The sequence below is a fragment of the Microbispora corallina genome (genome assembly GCF_016863035.1).
In the GTDB taxonomy this organism is placed as follows: Bacteria; Actinomycetota; Actinomycetes; order Streptosporangiales; family Streptosporangiaceae; genus Microbispora; species Microbispora corallina.
This window is the reverse complement of the sequence record NZ_BOOC01000009.1, coordinates 86,835-105,728: the sequence shown is the minus strand read 5'-3', so window position 1 is coordinate 105,728 and position 18,894 is coordinate 86,835. Positions and strand designations below refer to the sequence as shown.

Annotated in this window: 22 protein-coding genes; 15 read left to right on the top strand and 7 right to left on the bottom strand. The window is 73.8% G+C overall.

Features of this window, described 5'->3' with window-relative positions; all coding sequences use genetic code 11:
• Positions 1-74: 74 nt before the first annotated feature.
• Positions 75-449, top strand: coding sequence for a DUF8711 family protein (locus Mco01_RS12730; protein WP_204057094.1), 375 nt, complete (start codon positions 75-77; stop codon positions 447-449).
• Positions 450-521: 72 nt separating this feature from the next.
• On the opposite strand, the gene Mco01_RS12725 is transcribed toward Mco01_RS12730, so the two are convergent.
• The 5 genes from Mco01_RS12725 to Mco01_RS12705 form a co-directional block, all read right to left on the bottom strand.
• Complete coding sequence (locus tag Mco01_RS12725; RefSeq protein WP_204057093.1) at positions 522-797, bottom strand: helix-turn-helix domain-containing protein; 276 nt, start codon at positions 795-797, stop codon at positions 522-524.
• Positions 790-1,017 carry a DUF6158 family protein gene (locus tag Mco01_RS12720; RefSeq protein ID WP_036327533.1) on the bottom strand — a complete coding sequence of 76 codons (228 nt, stop codon included), beginning with the start codon at positions 1,015-1,017 and terminating at the stop codon, positions 790-792. Before Mco01_RS12720 ends, Mco01_RS12725 begins: the two co-directional genes overlap by 8 nt.
• A gap of 10 nt (positions 1,018-1,027) precedes the next feature.
• Positions 1,028-1,174 carry a hypothetical protein gene (locus tag Mco01_RS12715; protein ID WP_204057092.1) on the bottom strand — a complete coding sequence of 49 codons (147 nt, stop codon included), beginning with the start codon at positions 1,172-1,174 and terminating at the stop codon, positions 1,028-1,030.
• 126 nt (positions 1,175-1,300) lie between these two features.
• Positions 1,301-1,522, bottom strand: a complete 222-nt coding sequence (locus tag Mco01_RS12710; protein WP_036327536.1) for a DUF397 domain-containing protein — start codon at positions 1,520-1,522, stop codon at positions 1,301-1,303.
• On the bottom strand, positions 1,519-2,370 hold the full coding sequence (locus Mco01_RS12705; protein ID WP_204057091.1) for a helix-turn-helix domain-containing protein: 852 nt from the start codon (positions 2,368-2,370) through the stop codon (positions 1,519-1,521). The genes Mco01_RS12710 and Mco01_RS12705 overlap by 4 nt, the downstream gene beginning before the upstream one ends.
• A gap of 146 nt (positions 2,371-2,516) precedes the next feature.
• On the opposite strand from Mco01_RS12705, the gene Mco01_RS12700 reads away from it, so the two are divergent.
• The 5 genes from Mco01_RS12700 (at position 2,517) to Mco01_RS12680 (ending at position 7,065) form a co-directional block, all read left to right on the top strand.
• Entirely contained in the window at positions 2,517-2,954 is a 438-nt protein-coding gene (locus Mco01_RS12700) for an ATP-binding protein (protein ID WP_204057090.1), read from the top strand.
• Between the two features lie 109 nt (positions 2,955-3,063).
• On the top strand, positions 3,064-4,503 hold the full coding sequence (locus Mco01_RS12695; RefSeq protein WP_204057089.1) for an MFS transporter: 1,440 nt from the start codon (positions 3,064-3,066) through the stop codon (positions 4,501-4,503).
• A 189-nt stretch (positions 4,504-4,692) separates the two neighbouring features.
• A complete protein-coding gene (locus Mco01_RS12690) occupies positions 4,693-4,836 on the top strand; it encodes a hypothetical protein (RefSeq protein WP_204057088.1) in 144 nt (47 codons plus the stop codon).
• A gap of 181 nt (positions 4,837-5,017) precedes the next feature.
• Complete coding sequence (locus tag Mco01_RS12685) at positions 5,018-5,473, top strand: PH domain-containing protein (protein ID WP_239103564.1); 456 nt, start codon at positions 5,018-5,020, stop codon at positions 5,471-5,473.
• On the top strand, positions 5,470-7,065 hold the full coding sequence (locus Mco01_RS12680) for a PH domain-containing protein (protein WP_204057086.1): 1,596 nt from the start codon (positions 5,470-5,472) through the stop codon (positions 7,063-7,065). Before Mco01_RS12685 ends, Mco01_RS12680 begins: the two co-directional genes overlap by 4 nt.
• Here the strand turns inward: Mco01_RS12680 and Mco01_RS12675 are convergent.
• Positions 7,050-7,796 carry an SDR family NAD(P)-dependent oxidoreductase gene (locus Mco01_RS12675; RefSeq protein ID WP_204057085.1) on the bottom strand — a complete coding sequence of 249 codons (747 nt, stop codon included), beginning with the start codon at positions 7,794-7,796 and terminating at the stop codon, positions 7,050-7,052. The two genes, Mco01_RS12680 and Mco01_RS12675, sit on opposite strands and share 16 nt — an antisense overlap.
• 109 nt (positions 7,797-7,905) lie before the next feature.
• Here Mco01_RS12675 and Mco01_RS12670 point away from each other — a divergent pair, with 109 nt between their 5' ends.
• The 9 genes from Mco01_RS12670 to Mco01_RS12630 all read left to right on the top strand — a co-directional run bounded on the left by Mco01_RS12670 (position 7,906) and on the right by Mco01_RS12630 (position 17,978).
• Positions 7,906-9,114 carry a cysteine desulfurase-like protein gene (locus tag Mco01_RS12670; RefSeq protein ID WP_204057084.1) on the top strand — a complete coding sequence of 403 codons (1,209 nt, stop codon included), beginning with the start codon at positions 7,906-7,908 and terminating at the stop codon, positions 9,112-9,114.
• Positions 9,115-9,181: 67 nt separating this feature from the next.
• Positions 9,182-10,195, top strand: coding sequence for an agmatinase (speB, locus tag Mco01_RS12665; RefSeq protein WP_036327547.1), 1,014 nt, complete (start codon positions 9,182-9,184; stop codon positions 10,193-10,195).
• A gap of 63 nt (positions 10,196-10,258) precedes the next feature.
• Positions 10,259-11,314 (top strand): serine hydrolase, encoded by a 1,056-nt coding sequence (locus tag Mco01_RS12660; protein ID WP_204057083.1) that lies wholly within the window; start codon positions 10,259-10,261, stop codon positions 11,312-11,314.
• Positions 11,315-11,395: 81 nt separating this feature from the next.
• Positions 11,396-12,433, top strand: coding sequence for a rod shape-determining protein (locus tag Mco01_RS12655; RefSeq protein WP_204057082.1), 1,038 nt, complete (start codon positions 11,396-11,398; stop codon positions 12,431-12,433).
• The gene (gene mreC, locus Mco01_RS12650) at positions 12,430-13,215 is read left to right on the top strand and encodes a rod shape-determining protein MreC (protein ID WP_204057081.1); all 786 of its coding nucleotides are present in this window, start codon (positions 12,430-12,432) and stop codon (positions 13,213-13,215) included. The genes Mco01_RS12655 and mreC overlap by 4 nt, the downstream gene beginning before the upstream one ends.
• Positions 13,212-13,757, top strand: coding sequence for a rod shape-determining protein MreD (locus Mco01_RS12645; protein WP_204057080.1), 546 nt, complete (start codon positions 13,212-13,214; stop codon positions 13,755-13,757). The genes mreC and Mco01_RS12645 overlap by 4 nt, the downstream gene beginning before the upstream one ends.
• Complete coding sequence (gene mrdA, locus Mco01_RS12640) at positions 13,750-15,759, top strand: penicillin-binding protein 2 (RefSeq protein ID WP_204057079.1); 2,010 nt, start codon at positions 13,750-13,752, stop codon at positions 15,757-15,759. Before Mco01_RS12645 ends, mrdA begins: the two co-directional genes overlap by 8 nt.
• Entirely contained in the window at positions 15,756-16,913 is a 1,158-nt protein-coding gene (rodA, locus tag Mco01_RS12635; protein ID WP_204057078.1) for a rod shape-determining protein RodA, read from the top strand. The genes mrdA and rodA overlap by 4 nt, the downstream gene beginning before the upstream one ends.
• 15 nt (positions 16,914-16,928) lie before the next feature.
• Positions 16,929-17,978, top strand: coding sequence for a DUF2293 domain-containing protein (locus Mco01_RS12630; RefSeq protein WP_239103563.1), 1,050 nt, complete (start codon positions 16,929-16,931; stop codon positions 17,976-17,978).
• A gap of 9 nt (positions 17,979-17,987) precedes the next feature.
• Here Mco01_RS12630 and Mco01_RS12625 read toward each other — a convergent pair whose 3' ends face one another.
• The gene (locus Mco01_RS12625) at positions 17,988-18,878 is read right to left on the bottom strand and encodes a serine/threonine-protein kinase (RefSeq protein WP_204057077.1); all 891 of its coding nucleotides are present in this window, start codon (positions 18,876-18,878) and stop codon (positions 17,988-17,990) included.
• Positions 18,879-18,894 lie beyond the last annotated feature (16 nt).

Sequence of the window (18,894 nt, the reverse complement as noted above, 5' to 3'; positions counted from 1 at the left end):
GTAAGCGCCGTGAAAGTGATCCGCAAGCAGGCGTCCCTAACGTCAGCGGCGTCACAGATCACCAGGAAGGCATCATGAACATCCTCAAGAGCTCCCTCGTCGTCGCCGCGGCGTCCGCCCTTCTCACCCTGACCGCCGCCTGCGGGGGCAGCGCCCAGGCTTCGGTGTGCCAGGAGGCGACCCAGGCGTTCACCGACTACAGCACCAAGGCCGGCGCGTCGGCGGGGAACATCGACGGCATCAACACGGCGACCAAGGACCTCGCGGCGAAGCTGAAGGACCTGTCGGGCAAGGCCGACGGCGACCTCAAGACCGCGCTGGTCGGCATGGCCGACTCGTGGGCGTCGTTCAAGATCGACGTCTCGGACCCGGGGGCGGCGGCGAAGCTCAGCCAGTTCGCCACCAAGGCCACCCAGGCCACCCAGGACCTGGCCGCCGCCTGCTCCTGACGCGCGGGCGGGGCCTGCCGCGGCTCGCCACGCGTGTGGGGGCGGGCGCCCGCCGGCCCCGCCCCGCCGCCGTCAGTAGTCGAGCCCCCAGTCGTGGGCGCCGAGCTTGTAGGCCTCGCCGTCGCGGACCAGCCGTCCGCCGTCGGCGAGGCCGCCGAGCGCCCGGCGCACGTCGTCCTCCGGCAGCTCGGTCATCCCCGCGATCTCGGAGACCGTCGCGGGGCGTTCGTCCACGTTCAGCGTGGCGACCGCCTCGTACACGGTCAGCTCCCGGGACGACATCTCCTGGGCGTCGCCGAGACTCTCCTCGGCCCTGCCCTCCGCGGGCCCCGCGCCGTCGTCACGCATCGCGCAGCCTCGCGCCCTCGCGCAGCCGCTCGGGGTCCACGTGACGCTCCGGGAAGCGCTTCAGGTACTCCCCCTCCAGCTCCTCGGTCCGCGAGGTGTGCCGCTCAAGCGCGTCGTCCGAGCCGTGGAAGAGCGTGTCCGTACGGGTCTCGTGCAGGTGGCGCAGCTCGCGGAACAGGTCCTCGTCGCCCAGCTCGGCCGGGTCGACCCCCATCGTCATCACGTCCTCCTCACGCCTCGGTCGGCTTTTCCCATCGCTCGTCGGGGCTCTTGTCATCGGGTTCCGCGTTCGGCGGGTCGGTCGCCGAGGGAGCGTGCTCCCCCGCGAAATCCGGGTCGTCGTCGGTGTCGATGTAACGGCCGTCCTCTGTCCTCATGCGGGTCTCCTGCCCGCTGCCGGTGGACCCATTCATCCGGCGCGGACGGCCCGTGAGGCCCCTCTGAGCGGCGCCGACAGGCGGTACGGCCCGCACCCCGGCGTGCGGGCCGTACCGGCACGCGGGTCAGGACAGGTCGAACTCGCCGCCCTTGACGCCGTCGATGAAGGCCTCCCACTCCCCGGGGCTGAACATGAGCCGGGGGCCTTCGGGGTCCTTGGAGTCGCGCACGGCGATGCCGCCGCGCAGCAGCGCGACCTCGACGCACTGGTTGCCGACGGTGTTCGAGCGGGTCGCCTTGCGCCAGACGGCGCCGTCCGCGGTGACCGCCGGTTCGGTTCCCCTCATCGTCCTGACATCTCCTTCTCGACAGAAATGACCTTCTCTATGGACTTCTCCGGGCCGAGCGCGGCGGCACGAAGGTGATCGAAGACCTGGACGTACGCGCGGACCTCGTCGGGGTCTTCCAGGTAGAGCTCGCCGCCCATGTTCTCCAGGAAGACCACGCCGGGGTCCTCCGGATCGGGGAAGGCGAGGACGGCGAGCGGGGTGCCCATGCCCAGATAGGCGCCGGCGTCGAACGGGAGCACCTGGAGGGTGACGTTCGGCTGCACGGCGACCTCCTGCAGCCTGCGCAACTGCTCGGCCATGACGGCCGGGCCACCGACGGGACGCCGGAGCGCGGCCTCGTCGACGACGGCCCAGTAGGCGATGGCGTCGGGCCCGGCGAGGCGGCGCTGCCGCTCCATCCGGACCGCGATCCGCCGTTCGATCTCGGCCGGGTCCTGGACCAGCGCGGCGCTGACGACGGCCCGGGCGTAGGCCTCGGTCTCCAGCAGCCCCGGCACGAGCAGCGGCTCGTAGTTCCAGACCGACGCGGCCTCCGCCTCCAGCCCGACGTACGGACCGGGCAGGACGTCGTCGTACGCGTGCCACCAGCCGCGCCGGGCGGCCTCGCGGGCCAGCCCCAGCAGGCCCTCCCGCTCGCCGCCGCCCACCTGGTAGAGGTCGAGCAGGTCGCGCATGGTCCGGCTCTGCGGCCGGGTGTGCCCGCTCTCGATCCGGTACACCGTGGAGGCCGCCACGCCGAGGCGCTGGGACACCTCCTCGCGGGTGAACCCCGACTCCCGGCGCAGACGAGTCAGTTCCGCGGAAAGCCGGCGAAGCCGGACCGTCGGACCCCGTCCTCCCCGCATCAGCCGATATCCCCCTTTGGAAAAGGAACCGTGCAATCCTGCATTCGCCGTATTGCACGGCGGAATATCAAAGTGCAGGATGAACGAAGTCTGACACGGACCTCGATTCGGCATCCACGGACGGGTGCACAGGGAGTTATCGCAGGATGACAATTCTCAACCTCTCGGGGAGAATCGCGATCTCACGGCCTTTCTCGGGAGACCCGTCCCAGGCGCGGGCGGCGCGGCGGTTCGTCGCCGCCCGGCTGGGGGACCGCCATCCGTGCCGCGACGACGCCGTCCAGCTGATCGGCGAACTCGTCGCCGAGTCCCTGCGCCACGCCTCCTCCTGCGGGAGCCGTCCCGGATACTCGGTCGCCGTGGCGGCCACGCCGGCCTCCGCCCGTGTGACGCTGTCCACGCAGGCGTGCGGCTGCTGGACGTCCCCGCACCTCACGCCCGGGCGCGGGGTCCACCTCGTCGACCTGTTCACCCACCGGTGGGGCGTGTCGGCCAGCCGTACGGGCGTGTGCGTGTGGTTCGAGCTGGGCCAGGAGCCGGTGCCCGCGCGGGTCCCCGGCGTACGGGAGCTGCCCGGGCGCTGACGCCCGGGGGCGGCCCACGCGAGGCCCGCGGCCACCGATGAGGCGAGGCGCGAATTTCCGGCCGGATGCGGGGTAGTCGGGCGACATATCTTCCGAAGAAGGGGACGATATGGCGCAAATTAGTACCGACATTCCCGCACGGCTGGATCGGCTCCCCTGGGCTCGCTGGCACTGGCTGGTGCTCATCGGCCTCGGCACCGTCTGGATCCTCGACGGCCTCGAGGTCACGATCGTCGGAGTCATCGGCCCCCGCATCACCGAGAAGAGCAGCGGTCTCGCGCTGACGGAAAGCCAGGTCGGCCTCGCCGCCGGCGTCTACGTGGCCGGCGCCTGCGTCGGCGCCCTCTTCTTCGGGCACCTGACCGACCGTTTCGGGCGCAAGAAGCTGTTCATCGTCACGCTCGCCCTCTACCTCGCCGCCACCGTGGCCACGGCGTTCTCGCACGACGCCTGGTACTTCTTCCTGTGCCGCTTCTTCACCGGCGCGGGCATCGGAGGCGAGTACGCCGCGATCAACTCGGCGATCGACGAGCTGATCCCGGCACGCGTGCGCGGCACGGTCGACCTCGTGGTCAACGGCTCGTTCTGGCTGGGCACGGCCCTCGGCGCGGTGGTCGCGATCCCCGCGCTCAGCACGAGCGTGTTCCCCGCCGACGTCGGCTGGCGGCTGCTGTTCGGCCTCGGCGCCGTCCTCGGCGTGGGGATCCTGCTGGTGCGGCGGCTCGTGCCGGAGAGCCCGCGGTGGCTGTTCATCCACGGCAGGGAACGCGAGGCGGAGGAGATCGTCTCGGGCATCGAGCGTACGGTGCGCGAGGAGTCGGACGCCGACCTCGAGCCGGCCCGCGGCGAGATCAGGATCACCCAGCGGGACCACACCCCGCTGACCGAGGTCGCGAGCACGCTGCTGCGCCGCTACCCGAAGCGGACCACCGTCGGGCTGGCGCTGTTCGTCGGCCAGGCGTTCCTGTACAACTCGATCTTCTTCACGTACGCGCTGGTGCTGTCGACGTTCTTCAAGGTCTCGGACAGCAGCACCGCCTGGTACCTGATCCCGATCGCGATCGGCAACTTCCTGGGCCCGGTGCTGCTCGGCAGGTTCTTCGACACCGTCGGCAGGCGGGCGCTGATCTCAGGCTGCTACGCGCTGTCGGGGCTGCTGCTGCTCGGCACGGCGGCCCTGTTCGACGCCCACGTCCTGAACGCGGTGACGCTCACGGCCTGCTGGATGGTCGTGTTCTTCTTCGCCTCGGCCGGGGCCAGCTCGGCGTACCTGACCGTGTCGGAGATCTTCCCGATGGAGACGAGGGCGCTGGCCATCGCGCTGTTCTACGCGGTGGGCACGGGCCTCGGCGGCATCATCGGCCCGGTCCTGTTCGGCCGCCTGGTCGAGAGCGAGTCGGTCGGCAACGTCGTGCTGGGATACGTCCTCGGCGCGGCCCTCATGATCGGGGCGGGCGCCGTCGAGTGGTTCATGGGCGTCGAGGCCGCGCGCCGGTCGCTGGAGGACATCGCCCAGCCGCTGAGCGCGCAGGAGCCGCAGACCGTCTGACCCGTCGGGCGGCCGGCCCGGGTCCCCGGTCCGGCTCCCCCCGCCGCCGCTCGCATCGCCGTTCGCATCGCCGCTCGCATCGCCGCTCGCCCGGCGCGAGCGGCGGCGCGGGGATGCCGGACACCCCCGAAGGGGTATCAACCCCCCAGATGCGCATGTAGGGCGCATCTTCGTACATACGGGGGAATCATGGCTGACGAACAGAAGAAGAAGCCGGCGAAGTCCACCGGAAAGGCCAAGAGGACGGCCATCAAGGAGGCCCGGAGCGCCAAGCAGGCCAAGAAGGCCCGGCGCGACGACACGGGCGCCGGCGATTACACCCCTGCGCCGTGAGAACACCATGATCTGAGCGGCCGGGACCGGGCGCCGCGCGCTCCCGGCCCGGCCGTTTCCCCGCCCCCTGCATGACATTTGTCCTGTCGCATACGGGATGGGCACCACTGGATGGTCATCTCGCCGGTCAGGCAGAGTTAGATATGTGGACAACGCAACCCTCCGCCCCCCGTTGAACCGCGTGAGCCGTACCGCGATCTGGTACTGGACCACGCGGGCCGCCCTCGGCTGGCTGTTCCTCGCCGCCGTCCAGGTCGTCTGGCTGGTCCTCGACGACGGCGACCGCGCGGTGCACGTCGCCGCCCTGGCGGCCACCGTCGTCGCCGCCGTCGCGCACGTCGCGGTCATGCCGCAGTGGCGCTACCGCGTGCACCGGTGGGAGGCGACCCCGGCGGCCGTCTTCACCCGGTCGGGCTGGTTCAAGCAGGAGTGGCGGATCGCCCCGGTCTCCCGGATCCAGACCGTCGACAGCCGGCGCGGGCCGCTGGAGCAGCTGTTCCGGCTGGCAAACGTCACCGTCACCACCGCGTCCGCGGCCGGGCCGCTCAAGGTGGACGGCCTCGACCGGGACACCGCCCAGCGCCTGGTCGCCGAGCTCACGGCGAACGCGCAGGCGACGGCGGGTGACGCCACGTGACCGCCGCGATGACGGCCACCCCGGTCGAGACCGACTGGCGGCGGCTGAGCCCGCGGATGCTGGTGATCCACCCCTTCCAGGAGGTCGTCCGGGCCGCCCCGGCCCTGATCGGCCTGCTGTTCGCCGGATCGAGCAGCGGGGGCGAGGGCCACCTGTGGAGCCTCGTCGGCGTCGGGATCATGGTCCTGTTCGGCATGCTGCGCTGGTTCACCACGACGTACCGGATCACGGCCGAGCACGTGCAGGTCCGCAAGGGCCTGCTGAACAGGAAGGTGGTGACCGTCCCCCGCGACCGGGTCCGCACGGTCGACGTGACCTCGCACATCCTGCACCGCCTGCTCGGGCTGGCCCGCGTGGAGGTCGGCACCGGCATGTCCGACCGCAAGCGCGGCGGCGAGCTCAAGCTCGACGCGCTCAGCGTCGCCGAGGCGGCCCGGCTGCGGGTGGAGCTCCTGCACCGGAGCCCGGTCGCCGACACCCCGCCCGAGGACATCGCCGCGACCGGCGTCCCGGCCGTCGTCGCGGGCGCCCCCGGCGCGGACGAGACCGAACTGGCCGTCCTGCGCCCCCAGTGGATCAGGTACGGGCCGTTCACGCTGTCCGGGCTCGTCGCGGTCGGCGTCATCGCGGGTTTCCTGTCGCGGCTGGCCTCCGAGGGCAACGTGGACCTCGGGCAGGTCGGGCCGGTCCGCGAGACGTGGCGCTGGCTGAGCGCGGCCGCGCTGCCGCTGGCCGTCGCGACGGTGGTGCTCGTGCTCGCCCTCTTCGTGGGGGTGGCCTCCACGATCGGCTACCTGCTGGCCTTCTGGAACTTCCGGCTGACCCGGCACCGCGGCGGCACCCTCCACGTCACCCGCGGCCTCGTCACCACCCGCGCGACGACCGTGGAGGAACGGCGCCTGCGCGGCGTGGAGGTGAGCGAGCCGCTGCTGCTGCGGGCCGTACGGGGGGCGCGCCTCATCGCGATCACGACCGGGCTGCGGGTGGGCCAGGGCGCCCAGCGCGGCGGGTCCATGCTGCTGCCGCCCGCGCCGAAGGCGGAGGCGGAGGCCGTCGCGGTCCGCGTGCTGCGCGGCGCCGGGGATCCGTCGCCGGTCACCGTGCCGCTGACCACGCACGGCTCCGCCGCCGTGCGCCGCCGCTTCACCCGCGCGTTCGGCGTCCACGCGGCGGTCACGGCCGTGCTGCTGTACTGCTGGCTCTGGTCCGACCTGCCGTCCTGGCCGGGCCTGACGATGGTCGCCCTGCTCCCCCTCACCGCCCTGATGGCCGCCGACCGGGCCCGCAACCTGGGGCACACGCTCGCGTCCGGCTACCTCGTGAGCCGTACGGGCTCGCTGGTGCGGCGGCGGGTGGTGCTGGAGTGCGACGGGATCATCGGCTGGAACGTCGAGCGCTCGTTCTTCCAGCGGCGGGCCGGGCTGGTCACGCTGACCGCCACGACCGCGGCCGGACGGCAGGGGTACCGGGTGCAGGACGTCGCCCTGGCCGAGGCGCTGCGGATCGCCGCCGCCGGGTCACCCGGGCTGCTCGACCCCTTCCTGGCCGGCGGGGACGCCGTCCCCGCCGCCGAGGGTCAGGTGCGCAGGTAGGAGGCGCCGTTGAGGTCGATGACGGCGCCGCTCGCCCACTCGGCCTCCGGCGACGCCAGGTAGAGGACGGCCGCCGCGATCTCCTCCGGCCGGGCCACCCGGCCGAAGGGGCTCTGCGCGCGGATCTCGTCGCCGCGCGGCGGCTTGAGGTGCTCGTTGGTCATGTCGGTCTCCACGAAGCCGGGGGCCACGGTGCCGACGGTGATGCCGAGCGGTGCCAGGGCGACGGCGAGCGACTGGCCCATGGCGTTGAGCCCCGCCTTGCTCGCGGCGTATGCCGGGCTCTCGGGCTCGCCGCGGAAGGCGCCGCGGGAGGAGACGTTGACGATCCGCCCGCCCGGCCGCATGTGCCGCACGGCGCTCCAGGTGACGTTGGCGGGCCCGACGAGGTTGACGTCCAGCGTCCTGCGCCACACCTCCCGCCACTCCTCGTAGGAGACCTCGGCGATCGGATGCCGGAGGAAGACGCCCGCGTTGTTGACCAGCACGTCGATGCCGCCCAGCGCGCCGGCCGCCTCGTCGGTCATGCGCCGGGCCTGCTCCGGGTCGGACACGTCCGCCCGCACGACGGCGTGGCCCTCGCCCGGCAGCTCGTCCCTGAGCCGTACGGCCAGGTCGGAGGAGTCCCTGTGGTGGATCGCGACACGGTCGCCACGCTCGGCGAAGGCGAGCGCGATCGCCCGCCCGATGCCCCGCGACGCCCCCGTGACCAGTACCGCTCGTCCGCTCATCATCCGCAGGCTAGCAGTTTCGGCGGCATTCCTTCCGTCTGCGGCCCTATGGACGAAACGTCCAGAATGCGGCTTCCGTCGGCCCGAATGTCCCACGACACTGTGAGGCATGAGCCTCGACATCGAGCGCGTCCGCGCGCTCTATCCCGCCCTGTCCGACGGTTACGCCTGGCTGGACGCGGCCGCGGGCACCCAGGTGCCCCAGCCGGTCATCGACGCCATCGCCGCCGCCTACTCCGCCGGCATCGGCAACACGCACGGGGCCTTCCCCGGCAGCGCCCGGTCCGACGCCATCGTCACGCGGGCCCGCGCGGCCGTCGCGGACCTGGTGGGCGGGGATCCGGCGGGCGTGGTCCTCGGGCCCAACATGACGACGCTGACGTACCGGTTCGCGTACGCGCTGGCCAAGGGCTGGGGGCCGGGCGACGAGATCGTCGTCTCCCGCCTCGACCACGACGCCAACGTCCGGCCCTGGGTGCAGGCGGCCGAGCGCGCCGGGGCGCGGGTGCGGTGGGCGGAGGTCGAGGTGCCGGACGGCGAGCTGCCGGCCGGCCAGTACGACGAGCTCGTCACCGAACGGACCCGGCTGGTCGCGGTGACCGCGGCCAGCAACATCCTGGGGACCATGCCCGACGTCCCGCGCATCACGGCGCGCGCCCGGGCCGTCGGGGCCCTGTCGTACGTGGACGGCGTCCACGCCACCCCGCACGGGCCGATCGACATGGCGGCGCTCGGGGCCGACTTCTACGCGACCAGCGCCTACAAGTGGTCGGGCCCGCACATCGGGGCCGTGGTCGCGCGGCCCGCCCTGCTGGAGACGCTGCGGCCCGACAAGCTCGCCTCCTCGCCCTCCGAGGTGCCGGACCGGTTCGAGACCGGGACCGCGCCCTTCGCCGACCTCGCCGGGGTCGCGGCGGCCGTCGACCACCTCGCGGACCTCGACCCGGCCGCCACCGGGACCCGGCGGGAGCGGCTGCTGGCCTCGATGACGGCGGTGGAGGCGTACGAGCAGGCGGAGCTCACCCATCTCCTCAAGGGCCTGTCGTCGCTGCCCCACGTGAGCCTCGTCGGGTCGCCCCGCCGCCGCACGGCCACGGCGTACTTCACCGTGTCCGGGCACACCCCCCGGGAGGTGGCCGAGCACCTCGCCGCCAACCGGGTGAACGTCTGGGACGGGCACTGCTACGCGTGGGAGCTCACGCGCGCCCTGGGCATCCGGGACGAGGGCTCCGCCGTACGGGCCGGGCTCGTGCACTACAACAGCCGCGCGGACGTGGACCGCCTGCTCAATGCGCTGGAGGATCTGCCGCGCCGCTGACACAATGTCGGACTTGTCGCTGAATACCATGTGATGCCGGATATGCCGCCCGCACCAAGGAGACCGAGTGACCCGTTACGGCCAGATGTTCGGCCCCGACATCACGTTCCTCGGCGTCGAGCGCTGCGACCTGGACGATCCGGACAGCTTCGCCGGCGCCGACGTGGTCATCCTCGGCGCGCCCTTCGACGGCGGCACCTCCCACCGTCCGGGGGCGCGGTTCGGGCCGAACGCCATCCGGCAGACCTGCTACCTCCCGCACGACGGCCACCGGCCGAGCCTCGCGCTGCGCGTGGACGCCCTGCGCGATCTGCGGGTGCTCGACGCCGGTGACGTCGAGACGTACGCGGGCGACATCGAGGGCAGCCTGCGGGCGATCGAGGAGGCGGTGGCCCGCATCGCCGCCTCCGGCGCCGTGCCGATCGTGCTCGGCGGCGACCACACCGTGGCGCTCCCGGACGCGACCGGCGTGGCCCGCCACCACGGGTTCGGCCGGATCTCGATGCTGCACTTCGACGCGCACGCCGACACGGGGGACATCGAGTTCGGCCACCTGCACGGCCACGGCCAGCCGATGCGGCGGCTGATCGAATCGGGCGCGATCCGGGGCGACCGGTTCCTCCAGATCGGACTGCGGGGCTACTGGCCGGGCCCGGACATCCTCGGCTGGATGGCCGGGCAGCGCATGCGCTCGTACGAGATGACCGAGATCGTCACGAGAGGTCTCGACGCCTGCCTCACCGAGGCGTACGGCATCGCGCTCGACGAGTGCGAGGGCGTCTACCTGTCGGTCGACGTCGACGTGTGCGACCCCGGCCACGCGCCGGGCACGGGCACGCCTGAGCCCGGCGGCCTGTCGGCCCGCCAGCTCCTCGACGCCGTACGGCGGACCTGCTACGAGCTTCCCGTGGTCGGGGTGGAGATCGTCGAGGTGGCACCGCCGTACGACCACGCGGACATCACCGCCTACCTCGGCAACCGGGTGGTCCTGGAGGCGCTGTCGGCCATGGCGCGCCGGCGGAAGGACGCCGCCGAGGGGACCCGGTGGGACCCGTCCCGCCCCCTCCTCGACGGCCGCTGAGACCGGCCATTCCGGCCGAACGGCGGGGGCGGAGCGCGGTGGTCTGGTAGGGATTGCAGGGTGATGCGACACCGGCCCCCGGCACGCGCGGCCGTCACCGCCCCCGCAGCCGCCATCCGGCCGGGCGGGCTGCACGCCGTGCTGCCGGCCGTCCTGGCGGCCGTCCTGCTCGCGACCGGCTGCGGGGCGGCCGGGCCGGCTCCCGGCGGCGGGAGCGAGCGGACCGGGAGCGGTCCCTCCGGAACGTCCACCACCGGCGCGTCCACCCCTGGCACGACCGTTCCCCGCGCCGCCCGGCCGGCGCATACCGCCACCGGCCGCGCGGCCCCGGCCTCACCGCGGCCCGTCCGGGTGCCGGCCGGCGTGACGGCCGGCTACGTGGTCGTGGACCGGTCGACCGGAGGCGCCGGCAGGGTGGTGGCGCGCCACGACGCCCACCGCCGCTTCCGCTCCGCCTCCGTCGTCAAGATCCTCATCGCGCTCGACTACCTGGAGCGGCACCGCGGGCCCGTCTCACGGGCGGACCTGGCCCTGCTCACGCCGATGCTGCGCGGCAGCGACGACGACGCCGCCACGACCCTGTGGCACCGCGGCGGCCAGGGCGAGATCGTGCGCCGGACTGCGCGCCGGCTCGGCCTGGCCGACACGGCCCCGCCGCCGGCCGCCAAGCCCGGCTTCTGGGGCTACACGGCGATCAGCGCGTCCGACATCGCGCTCGTCTACCGCTACCTGCTCGACCAGGCCCAGCCGCGGGTCCGCGACCTCATCCTGGGCAACCTGCGCCAGGCGTGGCACTGCGCGAGCGACGGCTTCGACCAGTACTTCGGGATCCCCCGAGCGGTGCCCCGGCCGTGGCTCGTCAAGCAGGGCTGGTCGGGTTTCGGCTCGACCCCGCCGACGCGTTGCGGACGAACCGGGACCGCGTCGTACGAGATGGGTACGTTCCACAGCACGCGCGATCCGGTTGATTTCGTCCGTCCCGTGCTCCACACTACTGGCGTGATCGGCGACCGGCTGATCATGGTGGTGCTCACCGTGCAGCCCTCGGGGGCGTCCTTCACGAACTCGGCGGCACGGGTGACGAAGCTGGCGAGGGACCTCTACCTCAGCGTCGCCTAGAAGATCCGCAGATGCCGTTTAGGCCCCCGGGCGCCGGGCAGCGGCCACGCCGTGCTCTCCCTCTCTGAAAGCTGGTCGGCGATGGGTTTCCCGTGGGGATTGCTCGGCCGGGACATCGCGGTCGATCTCGGTACGGCGAACACGCTCGTGTACGTGCGCAAGAAGGGCGTGGTGCTGGACGAGCCGTCCGTGGTGGCGATCAACATGCACACGGACCGGATCGTGGCGGTCGGCACGGCGGCCAAGGAGATGATCGGCCGCACTCCCCCGCACATCGTCACCATGCGCCCGCTCAAGGACGGCGTGATCGCCGACCTCGACGCCGCCGAGCGGATGCTGCGCCACTTCATCCAGCTTTCGCACAAGAACCGCTACCTCGCCAAGCCCCGCGTCGTGGTCGCCGTGCCCAGCGGCACCACCAGCGTCGAGCAGCGGGCGGTCAGGGAGGCCGCGTACGAGGCGGGCGCGCGGCGGGTCCACATCATCGAGGAGCCGATGGCCGCCGCGATCGGCGCCGGGCTCAACGTCGGCGACACCACCGGCAACATGGTCGTCGACATCGGCGGCGGCACGACCGAGGTCGCGATCGTGTCGCTCGGCGGCGTGGTCGTCGCCAAGTCGGTCAGGGTGGGCGGCGACGAGCTCGACGAGGCCATCGTCAACTACGTCAAGAAGGAGCACGCCCTGCTCCTGGGCGAGCGGACGGCGGAGCACATCAAGATCACGTTAGGCAGCGCCCGGCCGGGCGGCGCGGACGACGCGACGTCGGTCCCGATCCGCGGCCGCGACCTGGTGACCGGGCTGCCGAAGACCGCGGCGATCAGCCGGGCCGAGGTGCGCGAGGCGATCGAGGACCAGGTCCAGACGATCGTCGACGCGGTGCAGACGACGCTCGACCAGTGCCCGGCCGAGCTCGCGGGCGACCTGATCGACAACGGCATCGTGCTGACCGGGGGCGGCGCGCTGCTCGACGGGCTGGCCGCGCGGCTCGGGGAGGCCGTCGGCATGCCGATCCACCTGGTCGACCAGCCGCTCAAGTCGGTCGTCCTCGGCGCGGGCCGGTGCGTCGAGCGGTTCGACGAGATGCAGGACGTGTTCCTTCCCGAAAACCGCCGATGAGGACGGCCTCCGGCCGCCGCGTGCCGGCGCTGCTGGTCGCCGTGTCGGTGCTGCTCGTCGCGGCGGACCACTGGCTGACGCTGCCCCCGCTGCGGGCGCTCGGATCGGTCGTGTACGGCTCGCTGGAGAGCGGGGTGTCCTCGGTCACGCGACTGGCGGTCGACCCGCGCCGCCTGGACGGGGTCGAGCGGGAGAACGCCCGCCTGCGGGCCGCCCTGCTCGCCGCCCGCCGTCCCTCGCAGGCGCCGGCCGGGGCCGGCGACTACCGGGTGGCGCCCGCCCACGCGATCGCGTTCGGCCGGGACCAGACGGTCACGATCGACGCCGGGACCCGTGCGGGCGTCACCGGGGACATGACCGTGTTCGACGCCGACGGGCTGGTGGGGCGGGTCGTCCGGGCGGGCCCGTCGACGGCCACCGTCCAGCTCGCCACGGCCGCGGCCGCCTCGATCGGCGCACGGCTGGAGACCTCCCGCGAGGTCGGCCTGGTCACGGGCGTGCCCGAGCGCGGGCTGCTGCGGCTGAGCCTGCTCAGCGCGACGGCGGCGGTGCGGCCGGGCGACCGCGTGGTCACGCTGGGGTCGGAGAACATGCGGCCGTACGTGCCGGACGTGCCGATCGGCACGGTCGTGTCGGTGGAGCGGACGCCCGGCGCGCTGACGCCGACCGCCCTGGTCCGGCCGTTCGCCCGGTTCACCGCCCTCGACCTGGTCACGGTCGTGCTGGGCGGCCCGGTCGCGGTGCCCGACGGAGCCGAGCCGCCCGCGGGTGCGGCCGGATGAGGCGCGTCCTGGCCGCGGCGGTCGTCGTCCTGCTCGCCCCGGTGGCGCAGGTCGCCGGGGTCAACGCCCTCGACCTGCCGGGCGGCGGGCCCTCCATGGCGCTCGTCGGCGTGGTCGCGCTCGCGCCGCTGCTGAGCCCGGCGGGGGCGGCCGTCCTGGGGTTCGCCGCGGGGCTGGCCGCCGACATCGCGCCGCCCGCGGACCACACGATCGGGCGGCTCGCGCTCGCCCTGTGCCTGGCCGGGTGGCTGTGCGCCCGGGTCCCGGACGACGCCGGCCCGGTGGCGCGGGCGGGCGCGGCGCTCGGGGCCGCCGCCGGCGCGACCCTGCTCGACGCGGCGCTCGGGCTCGCGCTCGGCGACGAAGCGTGGGCGGCCACCGCCGCCGTCCTGCCCGGGGCCCTCGCCTGGACGGCGGCGGGCGCGGCCGTGGCCGCCGGGGCGGTCGCCGCGCTGGCGCCCGTCACCCGCAGGAGGCGGTTCGGCGGGCCCGTGTCGCGTTCCGCGCTCCGCTCGCCCCACCCGCGGGGGCACCGTGCGTAGGAGCGCGCACCGGGGGCGGCTCGCGGTGCTGTACGTCGTGGTGACCGCGCTCATGGTCACGCTCCTTGGCCGCCTGTGGTTCCTGCAGGTCACGACCGGACCCGACTACGCCAGGGCGGCCACCGAGTCGCGGGTGCGGACCGTGGCGCTGCCGCCGGTCCGGGGGGAGATCCTCGACGTCCACGGCGGGCCGCTGGTGGCCAACCAGACCAAGCCGCAGGTGTCGGTGGACTACATGGCGCTCATCCACCAGCCCGACGGAGGACGGGCGGTGCTGACGCGGCTCGCGCAGGCCCTGGGCCGGCCGTACCAGGAGATCGCCGACCGCGCCCGGCTGTGCGCCCGCGACGTCCCGCGGCCCTGCTGGCCCGGCTCGCCGTACCAGCCGATCGTCGTGGCGGACGACGTGAGCGCGCGGACGGCGCTGTCGATCGCCGAGCGGCAGGAGGAGTTCCCCGGCGTGAGCACGGCGCTGCGCCCGGTCCGGACGTACCCGCTCGGCACGGCCGGGGCCCACCTGCTCGGCTACCTCCAGCCGCCGTCGCCGGACGACCCGCCGGGCGGCCCCGAGCTCGTCGGCCGTGACGGGCTGGAGGCGGAGTACGACCGCGAGCTGGCGGGCCGCAGCGGCGTGCGGGAGGTGGCGGTCGACAGCACGGGCACGGTGACCGGCCTGCTGCGCGAGCAGGCGGCGGAGCCCGGCGACAGCCTGGTCACGAGCATCGACGCGCGGATCCAGCGGGTGGCGGAGAAGGCGCTGGCGGGCGCCGTCGCCTCGGCGCGCAGGCGCGGGGAGCCGGCCGACGCCGGCGCCGCCGTCGTGCTGGAGGCGCGCACCGGGCGCGTGGCCGCGCTGGCCGACTACCCCACGTACGACCCGGGCGTGTGGACCGGCGGCATCTCGCAGCGCGACTACGAGACGCTGCCGCTGGTCTCCAGCGCCGTGCTCGGGCAGTGGGCGCCGGGCTCGACGTGGAAGGTGACCTCGACGGCGGCCGCCGCGAAGGCGGGCTACAAGCTGGGCGCCACCTACGACTGCCCGGGGTCGTACAAGGTGGGCGGCCGGGCGTTCCACAACTTCGACGGCATCGCGCTCGGCCGCATGAACATGCGCCGGGCCCTCGTGGTGTCGTGCGACACGATCTTCTACCGCTTCGCCGACAGGATGTGGAGGCGCGACGGCGGGCTGAAACCGGTCCGGCACCCGAAGGACCCCATGCAGGCCATGGCCAAGCAGTTCGGCTTCGGCGTCCGCACCGGGATCGACCTGCCGAACGAGGCGGCCGGCCGGGTCCCGGACCGCGCCTGGAAGAAGGCCACCTGGGAGCGCGGCCGGGCCGACACCTGCCGCCGAGCCAAGACCGGCTATCCGGACGTCCCGGACCGCAAGCGGGCGGCCTACCTCAAGCGGCTCGCGGCGGAGAACTGCCGCGACGGCGGCGTGTGGTGGGCCGGGGACGCGGCCAACTTCGCCATCGGGCAGGGCGACGTCCTGGTGACCCCGCTCCAGCTCGCCCGGGGGTACGCCGCGCTGGCCAACGGCGGCCGGGTGATCAGCCCGCGCGTCGCCAAGGCCGTGGTGCGCCCGGACGGCTCGGTGGCGCGCACGATCACCCCGCCGGTCGTGGGGCACGTCGACGTTCCGGCGAAGACGCTGCGGTACATCCGCGACTCCCTCGCCGGCGTCCCCCGCACCGGCACGGCCGCGGCCGCCTTCAAGGGCTTCCCGTTCAAACGGCTCTCGGTGGCCGGCAAGACCGGCACGGCCGAGGCGTACGGCAGGCAGGACACGTCCTGGTTCGCGTCGTTCGCCCCGGCCGGGCACCCGAAGTACGTGGTGGTCGTGGTGGTGTCGCAGGGCGGCATGGGAGCGAGCACCGCGGCTCCGGCGGCGCGGAAGATCTGGGAGGGCATCTACCACCTCTCCCCGAAGAAGAAGCACGCGACGCACAAGAAGCACAAGAAGCACGCGAAGCACAAGCCGGCGGGTGGTGCCCGATGACGACGTTCCTCCCCGTACGGCTGTCGCCCGCCCGGCTCAGGTCGCGCCCGCGGCCGAGGGCCCGGGGCGCGTTCGCTGCCTGGGGGGTCGTGCTCCCGGCGGCGGCCCTGTCGGGCATCGGGCTGCTGCTGGTCCTGTCGGCCACCAGGAACGAGCCCGGGTCCACCCTTCTGCAGCGCCAGGCGCTCAGCGTGGGCCTGGGGTTCGCGCTGATGTGGCTGTTGTCGCGGTGCGACCTGCGCCTCCTGCGGGCGTACGTGCCGGTGTTCTACCTGGGCGGCCTCGCAGCGCTGGTCGCGGTGCTGACGCCGCTGGGGCGGACGGTCAACGGCTCGCACGCCTGGATCGTGCTCGGGTCCGGCCTGCAGTTCCAGCCGTCGGAGTTCGCCAAGGTGGGGACGGTCCTCGCGGTGGCGGCGGCGCTCGGCGAGCTCAGGGACGGCGAGCGGCGGCCGGGAGCGGGGGCGGTGCTGCTCGCGCTCGGGCTGGCGGCCGTGCCGATCGGGCTGATCATGCTGCAGCCCGACTTCGGGACGATGCTCGTGTTCGCCGCGGTGACGGGCGGGATGCTGCTGGTCGCCGGGGTCCCCGTCCGCTGGTTCGCGGGTCTCGCGGCCTCCGCCGCGGCCGTGCTGCTGCTGGTGTGGCGGCTCGACCTGATCCGGCCCTACCAGCTCCAGCGCCTGATGGTGCTCGCCGACCCGGACGCCGACCCGCTGGGCGTCGGCTACAACGCGACCCAGGCGCGGATCGCCATAGGCTCGGGCGGCGTGCTGGGCAAGGGGCTGTTCCACGGCGAGCAGACGGCCGGGCACTTCGTGCCGGAACAGCACACCGACTTCATCTTCACCGTGGCCGGCGAGGAGCTCGGGTTCGCCGGCGCCGCCTGCGTGATCGTGCTGATGCTCCTGCTGCTGTGGCAGGGACTGCGGATCGCGGGCCGCAGCCCCTCGCCGTTCGGGACCGTGCTGGCGGGCGGGGTGGTGTGCTGGCTGGCGTTCCAGACGTTCGTCAACGTCGGGATGACCATGGGCCTGCTGCCGATCGCCGGGCTGCCCCTCCCGTTCGTGTCGTACGGGGGGTCCGCGACCATCTCCGCGTTCGCGGCCGTGGGACTGCTGGCCGCGGTCGGCAGGCGGACCGCGTCCGCGTAGGGCAGGCTGGTGCCCGTGCGCAGCAAGCTCGGCGGCCGGGTGGCCCAGGCGGCGGAGATCGCCCTCGGGACCCGCCGGTACGTGACCGCGATCGACGTCCTCACCGGCCTGCGGTGGCTGCACGGCCGCCACGTGGACGCCTGGAGGCAGGGCCGCGTCGACAGCCTCGAACGGCTGGCCGCCGTGGACGAGGCGAGGATGGCCGAGGCCGTCGCGCACCTCGGCGAGTGGGCCGCGGAACGGGGGCTGCTGCCGAGCGAGACGGCCTACCGGGCCGCGAGCAGGGACGGCCGCCCGCTGCGCTTCACGGCGGCCGGCGACGACGAGCTGGAGCGCCGGTTCCGCGTGCACTGGGTCTCCCCCGAGCTGAGCGAGAGCCGCCGGCGGCAGCTGGCGGAGCGGCTCGACCGGGCCCCCGACCTCGTCGTGGTCGCGCCCCTGGAGCCCTGGACCTGCGCCGGGTGCGGCGGCGCCGGGCCGTACCTCATCATGGAGGACGACCGGCCCCACTGCCTGACCTGCGCGGACATGGACCACCTGCACCTGCTGCCGGCCGGGAACGCCGCGCTAAGCCGGCGGGCCAAGAAGGAGAGCGGGCTGTCGGCCGTCGTGGTGCGGTACAACCGCAGGCGCAAGCGGTACGAGCGGCTCGGCGTCCTCGTGGAGGAGGGCGCGCTGGCGCTGGCCGAGGAGCGGTGCCTGGCCGACGAGGAGGTCCGGCTGCGCCGCCGCGAACGCGACCGGGAGCGGCGGGAAGGTCAGGACGCCGAGTTCCGGGAGCGGATGGCCGCCGAGATCGTCCGCCTCTTCCCCCGCTGCCCCGCCGGCCGGGCCGCCGCGATCGCGGAGCACGCGGCCGAGCGCGGCAGCGGGCGGGTGGGCCGCACGGCCGCCGCCCGCGCGCTGGACGAGGGCGCCGTGACGCTGGCCGTCGTCGCGAGCGTGCGGCACCTCGACACCGAGTACGACGCGCTGCTGATGTCCGGCGTGCCGCGGATGACCGCACGGGACCGCATCCGCCCCCGTGTCGAGGAGGTCCTCGCCGCCTGGCGCGGCCGCCCCTGACCGGGTGCGTCAGCGGACGCGGCCCACCATGCGGGCGTACATGCGGCCCGGGCTCGGGACGGACGGCGGGTTGAGGAACCCGGGCAGCATCGGCAGGTCGACGGCGAACGGCTGCAGCCGCTCGTAGAGCTCGTACGCGTCGGCGGGACGGTCGCGGGGCTCCTTCTCCAGCAGCTGCGCGACGAGCCCGTCGAGGTCGGCCGGCACGCCGGGCACCCGCGGGGGCCGCTCCTTCACCTGCTTGTCGAACACGGCGTACTCGGTCGGCCCGGTGAACAGCTGCCGGCCGGTCAGCATCTCGTGCAGCACGCACCCGAGGGCGTACAGGTCGCTCTTCGGGTCGGCCACGCCGCGCTGGATCTGCTCGGGCGACATGTACGCCGGGGTGCCGAGGATCTGGCCCACCCGGGTGAACTGGGCGACGTCGGCCTCCCGCAGCATGGCGAGCCCGAAGTCGAGCACCTTGACGCTGCCGTCCGGGCAGAGCATGAGGTTGGTCGGCTTGAGGTCCCGGTGGCAGATCGACAGCTCGTGTGCCGCGGTCAGCACGGCGCACGCCTGCGCGGCGATGGCGGCGGCCCACGGCACCGGCAGCGGCCCGTGCTCGCTGAGCAGGTCGGCGACCGTCACACCCTCGATGAACTGCATGACCTGGAACAGCCGCTGCTCATAGGTGCCGAAGTCGTACAGGACCGGCGCGCCCGGGTGCTCCAGCCGGGCGAGGATGCGCGCCTCGCGGATGAACCGGCGCTCCAGCTCCTCGTCGGGGCCGTCGGGAAACCGGAGGAACTTCACGGCCACCTTGCGGTCGAGGCGCCGGTCGTGCCCGCCGTAGACCGCGCCCATGCCGCCCTGGCCCAAGGGGAGGTCGTCCAGCTCATACCGGTCGCCGATGACCATGCGCCCCTCCCGTCGA

Excerpts from the sequence above, each read along its gene's own strand:
- Mco01_RS12730 (WP_204057094.1), top strand. The coding sequence starts at position 75 with ATGAACATCCTCAAGAGCTCCCTCGTCGTCGCCGCGGCGTCCGCCCTT.
- Mco01_RS12725 (WP_204057093.1), bottom strand. The coding sequence starts at position 797 with ATGCGTGACGACGGCGCGGGGCCCGCGGAGGGCAGGGCCGAGGAGAGT.
- Mco01_RS12720 (WP_036327533.1), bottom strand. The coding sequence starts at position 1,017 with ATGACGATGGGGGTCGACCCGGCCGAGCTGGGCGACGAGGACCTGTTC.
- Mco01_RS12715 (WP_204057092.1), bottom strand. The coding sequence starts at position 1,174 with ATGAGGACAGAGGACGGCCGTTACATCGACACCGACGACGACCCGGAT.
- Mco01_RS12710 (WP_036327536.1), bottom strand. The coding sequence starts at position 1,522 with ATGAGGGGAACCGAACCGGCGGTCACCGCGGACGGCGCCGTCTGGCGC.
- Mco01_RS12705 (WP_204057091.1), bottom strand. The coding sequence starts at position 2,370 with ATGCGGGGAGGACGGGGTCCGACGGTCCGGCTTCGCCGGCTTTCCGCG.
- Mco01_RS12700 (WP_204057090.1), top strand. The coding sequence starts at position 2,517 with ATGACAATTCTCAACCTCTCGGGGAGAATCGCGATCTCACGGCCTTTC.
- Mco01_RS12695 (WP_204057089.1), top strand. The coding sequence starts at position 3,064 with ATGGCGCAAATTAGTACCGACATTCCCGCACGGCTGGATCGGCTCCCC.
- Mco01_RS12690 (WP_204057088.1), top strand. The coding sequence starts at position 4,693 with ATGGCTGACGAACAGAAGAAGAAGCCGGCGAAGTCCACCGGAAAGGCC.
- Mco01_RS12675 (WP_204057085.1), bottom strand. The coding sequence starts at position 7,796 with ATGAGCGGACGAGCGGTACTGGTCACGGGGGCGTCGCGGGGCATCGGG.
- Mco01_RS12670 (WP_204057084.1), top strand. The coding sequence starts at position 7,906 with ATGAGCCTCGACATCGAGCGCGTCCGCGCGCTCTATCCCGCCCTGTCC.
- Mco01_RS12660 (WP_204057083.1), top strand. The coding sequence starts at position 10,259 with ATGCGACACCGGCCCCCGGCACGCGCGGCCGTCACCGCCCCCGCAGCC.
- Mco01_RS12655 (WP_204057082.1), top strand. The coding sequence starts at position 11,396 with ATGGGTTTCCCGTGGGGATTGCTCGGCCGGGACATCGCGGTCGATCTC.
- mreC (WP_204057081.1), top strand. The coding sequence starts at position 12,430 with ATGAGGACGGCCTCCGGCCGCCGCGTGCCGGCGCTGCTGGTCGCCGTG.
- Mco01_RS12645 (WP_204057080.1), top strand. The coding sequence starts at position 13,212 with ATGAGGCGCGTCCTGGCCGCGGCGGTCGTCGTCCTGCTCGCCCCGGTG.
- rodA (WP_204057078.1), top strand. The coding sequence starts at position 15,756 with ATGACGACGTTCCTCCCCGTACGGCTGTCGCCCGCCCGGCTCAGGTCG.
- Mco01_RS12625 (WP_204057077.1), bottom strand. The coding sequence starts at position 18,878 with ATGGTCATCGGCGACCGGTATGAGCTGGACGACCTCCCCTTGGGCCAG.